Here is a 7074-nt window from a genome sequence, read left to right as displayed (position 1 = left end):
CCAAGTGGGCCAGGAACTTCTCCCGCCCGACCGTGGGCGACGCGGCCTTGATGGCGCAGGTCGGTACGTTGGGCAAGCTGAAGGATGGCAGCGTCATCAACTATGGACTGGGCGTATCGAGGGAGGCGTTCGCGGGCCACGAAGGGCTGATTCATCTGGGCAGCGATGCAGCCTATCGCGCGGTCTTTTGTTATTTCCCGGCGACGGACTTCGGCGTCTTCATTCTGGGCAATACGCCGTTCGATCAGCGCCGGGCAGTCGAGTCGATCACCGATATCTACTTGAATGACGGCACGGGTCGGGCGCCTGAGATCGCCACGCCCGTTGTCGCCATCGATCGCGCAAAGCTGGCGTCGGCCGTCGGTAGCTATTTATCTCCATACGGCAAAATGATTTCGTTGACGCGGAACAACGGCGAGCTGCAATGGCAGGTCACTGGCGAGAGTCCGAAGACCGCGATCTTCCGTGCCGACGGCACATTTGATTTCGGTTCGCGGGTGCTCGGCGCCTATCGCTTGCGCAGCGATTCGAAGGGCAAGGTGGTTGCCATCGAGGAGTGGCCCGGCTGGCCGCGACCCATTCCGACTCGACAGCTCGATGCTGCGGGGAACGTCAGGATGGTTGCAGACTTCGCCGCCAAAGATGCTCGCGGGACGACATTGCACCAGCGGATCGAGCCGTCGCATCCCTCTGCAGCAGCACTGCACGATCTGGCCGGTTCGTATCGAAGCCGCGAACTCGATGCCATCTATCAGATCTCGGCCGAGCAGGATCGGCTCATCGTGCGTTCGCTGTGGTTGGGTGAGCCGATCGTATTCACACCGACCGCGGCCGATCGTTTCGATTCCGGCCACTCCGTGCTGAGCACGATTCAGTTCGTTCGCGATGCTGGTGGCGAGCCGGTGGCGTTCAAGGTTCAGGGTCGAGTTCGTGACCTGGTCTTCGAGCGTGAAAGCGGCCCGCCGCCGCAGTTCAGCGTACATCAGTCGGAGGTGTTCTCGGCGCCGGGCGCGCTGGCGAATGCCTGGGCGGACTTCGACAACGACGGCGATCTCGATCTGGCTGTGTCGTTCAAGAGCGGCGAAGTGCGGCTGTATCGCAATGACGGGGGCAACTTCAGCAACGTCGGCGCTGCGCTCGGTTTGCCGACGCAAGGCGATGAAGCCCGCGGCTTGTCCTGGGGCGATTACGACGGCGATGGCTTTGTCGATCTCTACGTTGGCATGCGCAAGGTGCCCATCGCCAGCCGTAATCTGCTTTATCGCAATGAGGGCGGCAAACGGTTTGTCGAGGTGGCGGAAGCGGCGGGCGTGGCCATGCCCGGCGTCAGCAGCCGTCAATCCAACTGGATCGACTACGACAACGATGGCGACCTGGATTTGTTCGTGGCCAATCGGATCGGCGAGAACGGTTTGTTTCGTAACGACGGCGGCAAGTTCGTGAACGTCGCCAAGGCGCTCGGGGTGGCCGATGTACGCCGCTCGGTGGGCGCTTGCTGGTTCGACATGGACCAGGATGGCGACCTGGATTTGTTCCTCGCCAATCAAGAAGGCGACAAGGACGCTTTCTATCGCAACGATGGCACTCGCTTCACCGATGTCGCGCCCGAGTTGGGCATGGATCAGCCGCACCGTCGACTCGCCGAGGGTGGCGTCGGCTGCGCGGTCGGCGACTATGACAACGATGGCGATTTGGATCTATTCGTGGCGTCGTATGGATTCAATCTTTTGTATCGCAATGATGGCGGTGGCCGCTTCGTAGAAGTCGCCAAATCCTTGGGCATCACCGAGCCGGGTCTCGCGGTCGGGGCGAGCTGGGGCGACTACGATCTGGATGGCCTGCTCGATCTGTATATCGCCGGTTACGTGCGCGGCGCGAACGGGCTGGAGCCGAAGGATCTGCTGTTACGAAACACCGGTCACGGGTTCGTCGATGTGGTGCCGGCTGCCGATGTATTGAATCACGCCGATCATGGTGTGCAGTGGGCAGATTTCGATGCTGACGGCGATCTCGACCTGTCGCTCACCGACAGTCGTGACGCCGGTCGTCATTGGGTGCTGAAGAACGATGCTGCCAGCAAAGACTCGCCTCGCTCACTGCAAGTCACGGTGCTGGATCGCCAGGGTCATCACACGCGTGCCGGCGCTGAGGTGAGACTGTTCGACTCAGCCGGCAAGCTGCTGGGTACGCGATTGGTGACGACGGGGGAGGGCTACGACTCGCAAAGTGTGCAGCCGGTGCATTTTGGTTTGGCTCGAACCGAGCGCGTGACCGTTGAAGTCACTTTCTTAGGGAAGGATGGACGCACGCGTCAACACGTTCGCAATGTCGATCCCGCGAAGTTTCTCGGCAGCTCGGTGGTGGTGAGGCAGAACTGAGATGAGGAATACATCGATGAGAAGGCTTCTGCTGTCACTCGTCTCGCTGGCTGTGGCCGCGCATGCCGGGCTTGCTCTCGGCGATAGCGCGGTGAAAGACGCTCCGGTCATCGTTCAATACAACGTAATGGTGCCGATGCGCGATGGCGTGCGTCTGTCCACCGACATTCATCGTCCGGCGGGCGCCGGCCGCTATCCGGTGATTCTGGTGCGCGATCCCTATAACAACGGGGCTGAGCCGACTTGGGTTGAGGCAGGGCAACGATGGGCGCGACGCGGTTACGTGTTCGTGCATCAGAACGTACGCGGGCGGGTCGATTCGGAAGGCGCGTTCTATCCCTACTCGGCGGAAGTGGCCGATGGTTATGACGCTCAGCAGTGGGCCGCGGCTCAAGAGTGGTCGAACGGCAAGGTCGGCACGCAAGGTCTGTCGTATCTGGCCTCGACACAATGGTTGAGCGCACATCTACGAGCGCCCGCACTCACTGCGATGGTGCCGACGATGACGCCTTTCAATTACTACCAGGATGTCGCGTATGTCGGCGGCGCGCTGTCGCTTGGCTCGCGTCTTGGCTGGGCTGCGTTGATGGGCTCGCGGACCAACCAAGAACCGCAACGAGATTGGCAACCGGTGTTGCGACACTTGCCATTGCAGACCATGGACACGGCGCTGGGCGTGTCATTGCCGCATTGGCGCGATTGGATTGCTCATCCCAGCTACGACAGTTATTGGCGGCAGTTCGACGTGGCGTCACGCGTCGGCGAGATCGAAGTGCCTGCTTTCAATATCGGTGGTTGGTACGACGTGTTCCTGCGAGGCACGTTGTCGAGTTACACCAATATGCGTAAACAGGCTCGCAGTGAACGTGCACGAGCTCATCAGAAATTATTGATTGGTCCGTGGCGACACACACCACAGCCGACGACCGCACTCGGCGAACTGGATTTCGGGTCCGATGCCCTGCCTGACTTGGAAGGGCTGCATGCGCGCTGGTTCGACTATTGGCTGAAGGGTACCAATGACGGCTTCATCGACGAGCCGCCGGTACGGATCTTTGTGATGGGCGAGAACCGGAGGCGTTCGGAACAGGAATGGCCGTTGGCTCGGACTCAGTACACGAATTATTACTTCCATAGCAAAGGTCAGGCGAATGGTGTGGCCGGCGATGGCGTGCTCGAGGCGCGCAAGCCTGCATCCGATCAGCCTGTCGATGAGTTTGTTTATGACCCGCTGAATCCGGTGCCCACACTCGGTGGCAACCTGATGTTCAAACCGACGCCGGCAGGGCCGTACGATCAGGCCGCGCTCGGAGAACGCGACGACGTGTTGGTGTTTACCTCCGCGCCTTTGTCTCGCGATCTAGAGGTGACTGGCCCGGTCACCGTCACGCTGTACGCGGCGTCTTCCGCTAAGGACACGGATTTCACTGCGAAGCTGGTCGACATCCACCCGGATGGCAAGGCGTACAACATCGCGGACGGCATCGTTCGCGCGCGCTATCGGGAGTCGTTCGAAAAGCCCACGCTGCTGAGCCCGGGCCGCGTCTACCAGTACTCGATCGATCTCTGGGCGACCAGCAACGTGTTCAAGCAAGGGCATCGAATTCGCGTCGATATCTCCAGCAGCAATTTCCCGCGCTTCGATCGCAATCCCAACACGGGCGGTGAGTTCGGAGTAGAGACGCGGATGCAGAGTGCTACGCAGACCATTCATCACACCCGAAAATATCCATCGCATATCACGCTGCCCGTGATTCCGAGATAGCGCCGACAGTCGTTTAACTGTCTCGCCGAGTGGGATTGGGTGATGTCGCGGTCAGATCTTATAAGAAATAGTTGCGGGCTTACGCCAACGGCGAGTATCGATCATTTGGGCCTTTTGCCCATGCGCCGCTCATTCAAGCGTTCGACCATCGCTTCGACTTGCGACTGTACTTCTATATGCCGGCCGGCGCGTATGCCGGCGATGGTGTTGTTGCCCTGAGAGATCACATACCGATGCCATACTGAATCGCTGCCATCGGGCGCGGGGGCGCGCACGATTTCATCGATGCGGAAAGGTTGCTCGATCGAGAAGGTTCCAAGTTTCATCATGAGTCAATCAGTGGGGTCTTCAGCTCTGCAGCGCGATGGTGAATGCGCCGCGCCGGGCAAGCTCGATGAAGCTCTGCAGCTGTGAGTGCATCGAAGCTTCGGTGCTGGTTCCGCTGCCAGCTTGTAGTTGGCTGTGCTTACGAAGCATGGCGGAGATGAACGGCGAGCGTTTCGCTCCGGCCAGCGCCACCGACCAATGTTCGGAGTCGTGCGCTTCGACCCGCTTGCGATCCTGACTGTCGCCGGGCTGATAGTCATGTTTGATCGGATTGAGGCGCGCTCGCTGGCCTTGCTGGGGCAGATACGTGGTTCCTGCCGGCTGCCAACCGAACGTTTGGCCGAGCTCGACAATGAAATTCCAATCCGGCAAGGCGCAGCTGAACTCGCGGTCACCGGCGCCGAACAACACCACCATCGGCCCTGCGTGCTGGGCTTCGAGATGAGGAGGGCGCGGTCGCAATTTCACTGCCGTTGTCACTAGGCCATCACGGCGAGACGAGCCGTTGGCGTCATGCCTACTCGTAACGGTCTGAACAGGTGCTGTGCCGGTCCGCGTACCGAGCGCGTCACGTGTGAATATCCCAGCAGTTCGCCGTCATCCAGCAGAATGCTCTGCATGACTGTCACGCCCCAGAATATTTCTCCGCCTGGGCGGCGTCGCCAGCCACGCTGCGTGTCCACACCGTATTCAGCTGCGATGAATAAGTGGCGCGCGGGCACATGTAGTGCGACATCGTCCGGCAGATAGAACTGAGACATATGGCGACTCAACACGCCAGGGTCGTAAGACCGCGCGCGCGGCAGGCGGTCGTGCCAGGAAATCACGATGCCGGTGGCATCGAGAATCGCGATGGCGCAGCGATCGTTACGCTCCAGGGTGCCGAGCTGAATCTGCTGGCCTCGGGCCCACAGCAAGCGCCGCCGCCAGTCTGTGCTGTCGGGCGAATCGATGCCTGAATTCAAGGTGTTGGGAATAGTCCAGTGGCGTGCACTGGTGCGTCGCTGGGGCACGCCGCTGGCTCGAGCCAAGGCGCGCCGAACGCCCCGATGCAAGCGATGAATGTCCATGAAGGTCTCCAGCGTAGGGGTGACAGGCAGGGAGATGACTCCATGAGCTGCCGGCAGTGTGCGCTCGATCGGTGCGGATAGATACATAAATCGCGAATAAAGCGCCAATTAAAGGCTTGGGCGCGGCAATTACTCGGATTCCTACTCGACGACAGCCAAGCAGGTTGCCGCGAACCGGAGTAGGCTGCGCGCCCCTTCTTCGAACTGCGACGACACTATGAATTGGACGATGGCGGAGAGTAACTGGGCTCAGTTCCAAGGCACGGTGAAGGCGCGCTGGCTCAAGCTTGGCGAGGAGCAATTACGCGAGATCGCAGGCAAGCGGGCGTCGCTGCTCAGTACGATTCAACAGGTTTACGGCATCGAACGCGGCGAGGCGGAACGTGAGATCCGCGCCTTCGAGGCACGTAACAAGAATTATCGGCCGAAGTAACCGGTCGGCATATTTACTATCTTAAGATGATCGAAGCGCGCACACTGAGTGCGGGGACGGTTGATCGTGCCAGGTGAAGATATGAAACACCCACATCGTCCAGCGGCATTACATGCCGCACTTCGCTTCGTGATCACGAGCGAGATGCCGGCGGAACACAAAGCCACTTTGATCGAAGTGCTGACGCAGGCTATTCGTGACGACGAGGCCGCTGAACTGCATCGTCAGGCTGCTGCCCGGGCGCAAGGCGAATGGCAGGAGCAAGAGATCGTGGAATTGAAATCCTTCTTGCACGGTCAGACGGCCCGAAGCTGGCAACACGCCGACGAGTGTGTGATGCAGATCGCGACACGCTTGCATCGAGATCCCGCCGCGGTTCGGCTCAAGGCCACCGAACTCGGGTTGGGTACCGCCGTGGATTATCGATTCGTGCGGCAGTTCAAACTGACCCGCGACGAGTAAGCAGCTGACTGACGATCAGGGCCGCGCGTGCTTGGCCAAGAATGAATCGAGACTGTTGGCAAATGCCTGACGATCTCGTTGATTCAGGGCGCTAGGCCCACCCGTCGCAACCCCGCTACCGCGTAACTCATCCATGAAGTTGCGCATCGACAACCGCTCGCGGATGTTGTCCTTCGTGTACAGCTCGCCTCGCGGGTTCAAGGCATGGCCCCCTTTCTCGATGGCCGCTGCCGCCAACGGAATATCGGCGGTGATCACCAAGTCCCCAGCCGCGAGCATTTCGACGATGCGTTTATCTGCCACGTCGAATCCCGAAGGCACCTGCACCGAACGAATGTACGGCGACGCCGGCGTTCGTAACGCTTGATTCGCCACCAACGTCACCGGCACGCTCCTGCGCTCGGCGGCACGAAACAAAATCTCTTTGATCGCGCCCGGACAGGCGTCTGCATCCACCCAAATCTGCATCGGACCCCTCGCCGAACCACTATTCGACGTTCGTGATCCTATCCGAAGCGGCGCGAGCCTGGATGAGGACTTCGCGATCGTTCAGGGTGACGTGCACTTTGGGGTCGCGAGAGATGAAGCGGATGAAGGGCATGAAGTCGTCGGCGTCGAATGTGCCGGTGATGCGGCGGG

At 60.3% G+C, this 7074-nt stretch carries 8 protein-coding genes; 4 read left to right on the top strand and 4 right to left on the bottom strand.

From position 1 onward, the window contains the following. Nucleotides 1–2378: CRTAC1 family protein (locus JNL55_RS04860; RefSeq protein ID WP_293850095.1), on the top strand; the 2378-nt coding region annotated here is incomplete at its 5' end. A gap of 16 nt (nt 2379–2394) precedes the next feature. Further along, the gene (locus JNL55_RS04855) at nt 2395–4143 is read left to right on the top strand and encodes a CocE/NonD family hydrolase (protein WP_293850093.1); all 1749 of its coding nucleotides are present in this window, start codon (nt 2395–2397) and stop codon (nt 4141–4143) included. 101 nt (nt 4144–4244) lie between these two features. On the opposite strand, the gene JNL55_RS04850 is transcribed toward JNL55_RS04855, so the two are convergent. Genes JNL55_RS04850 through JNL55_RS04840 form a run of 3 tightly spaced genes read right to left on the bottom strand, consistent with a single transcriptional unit; the run spans nt 4245 to nt 5540 of the window. Further along, nucleotides 4245–4472: a hypothetical protein gene (locus tag JNL55_RS04850; protein WP_293850090.1), complete on the bottom strand. Its 228-nt coding sequence runs from the start codon at nt 4470–4472 to the stop codon at nt 4245–4247. Nucleotides 4473–4491: 19 nt separating this feature from the next. Further along, nucleotides 4492–4938, bottom strand: coding sequence for a hypothetical protein (locus JNL55_RS04845; RefSeq protein ID WP_293850088.1), 447 nt, complete (start codon nt 4936–4938; stop codon nt 4492–4494). Nucleotides 4939–4949: 11 nt separating this feature from the next. Further along, nucleotides 4950–5540, bottom strand: coding sequence for a hypothetical protein (locus JNL55_RS04840; protein WP_293850086.1), 591 nt, complete (start codon nt 5538–5540; stop codon nt 4950–4952). Nucleotides 5541–5757: 217 nt separating this feature from the next. Between JNL55_RS04840 and JNL55_RS04835 the strand changes: the two genes are divergently transcribed. Further along, entirely contained in the window at nt 5758–5973 is a 216-nt protein-coding gene (locus JNL55_RS04835; protein WP_293850084.1) for a hypothetical protein, read from the top strand. A gap of 81 nt (nt 5974–6054) precedes the next feature. Beyond that, nucleotides 6055–6435 (top strand): hypothetical protein, encoded by a 381-nt coding sequence (locus JNL55_RS04830; RefSeq protein ID WP_293850081.1) that lies wholly within the window; start codon nt 6055–6057, stop codon nt 6433–6435. Between the two features lie 15 nt (nt 6436–6450). Here JNL55_RS04830 and JNL55_RS04825 read toward each other — a convergent pair whose 3' ends face one another. Next, nucleotides 6451–6903 (bottom strand): YaiI/YqxD family protein, encoded by a 453-nt coding sequence (locus JNL55_RS04825; protein ID WP_293850078.1) that lies wholly within the window; start codon nt 6901–6903, stop codon nt 6451–6453. Nucleotides 6904–7074: the final 171 nt, after the last annotated feature.

The organism is Steroidobacter sp., from assembly GCF_016790065.1.
Taxonomy (GTDB): Bacteria; Pseudomonadota; Gammaproteobacteria; order Steroidobacterales; family Steroidobacteraceae; genus Steroidobacter.
This window is presented reverse-complemented; position numbering and strand designations above follow the sequence as displayed.

Bases quoted from the DNA above. Each gene is read 5' to 3' on its own strand.
- JNL55_RS04855 (WP_293850093.1), top strand. From the start codon at position 2,395: ATGAGAAGGCTTCTGCTGTCACTCGTCTCGCTGGCTGTGGCCGCGCAT.
- JNL55_RS04850 (WP_293850090.1), bottom strand. From the start codon at position 4,472: ATGATGAAACTTGGAACCTTCTCGATCGAGCAACCTTTCCGCATCGAT.
- JNL55_RS04840 (WP_293850086.1), bottom strand. From the start codon at position 5,540: ATGGACATTCATCGCTTGCATCGGGGCGTTCGGCGCGCCTTGGCTCGA.
- JNL55_RS04835 (WP_293850084.1), top strand. From the start codon at position 5,758: ATGAATTGGACGATGGCGGAGAGTAACTGGGCTCAGTTCCAAGGCACG.
- JNL55_RS04830 (WP_293850081.1), top strand. From the start codon at position 6,055: ATGAAACACCCACATCGTCCAGCGGCATTACATGCCGCACTTCGCTTC.
- JNL55_RS04825 (WP_293850078.1), bottom strand. From the start codon at position 6,903: ATGCAGATTTGGGTGGATGCAGACGCCTGTCCGGGCGCGATCAAAGAG.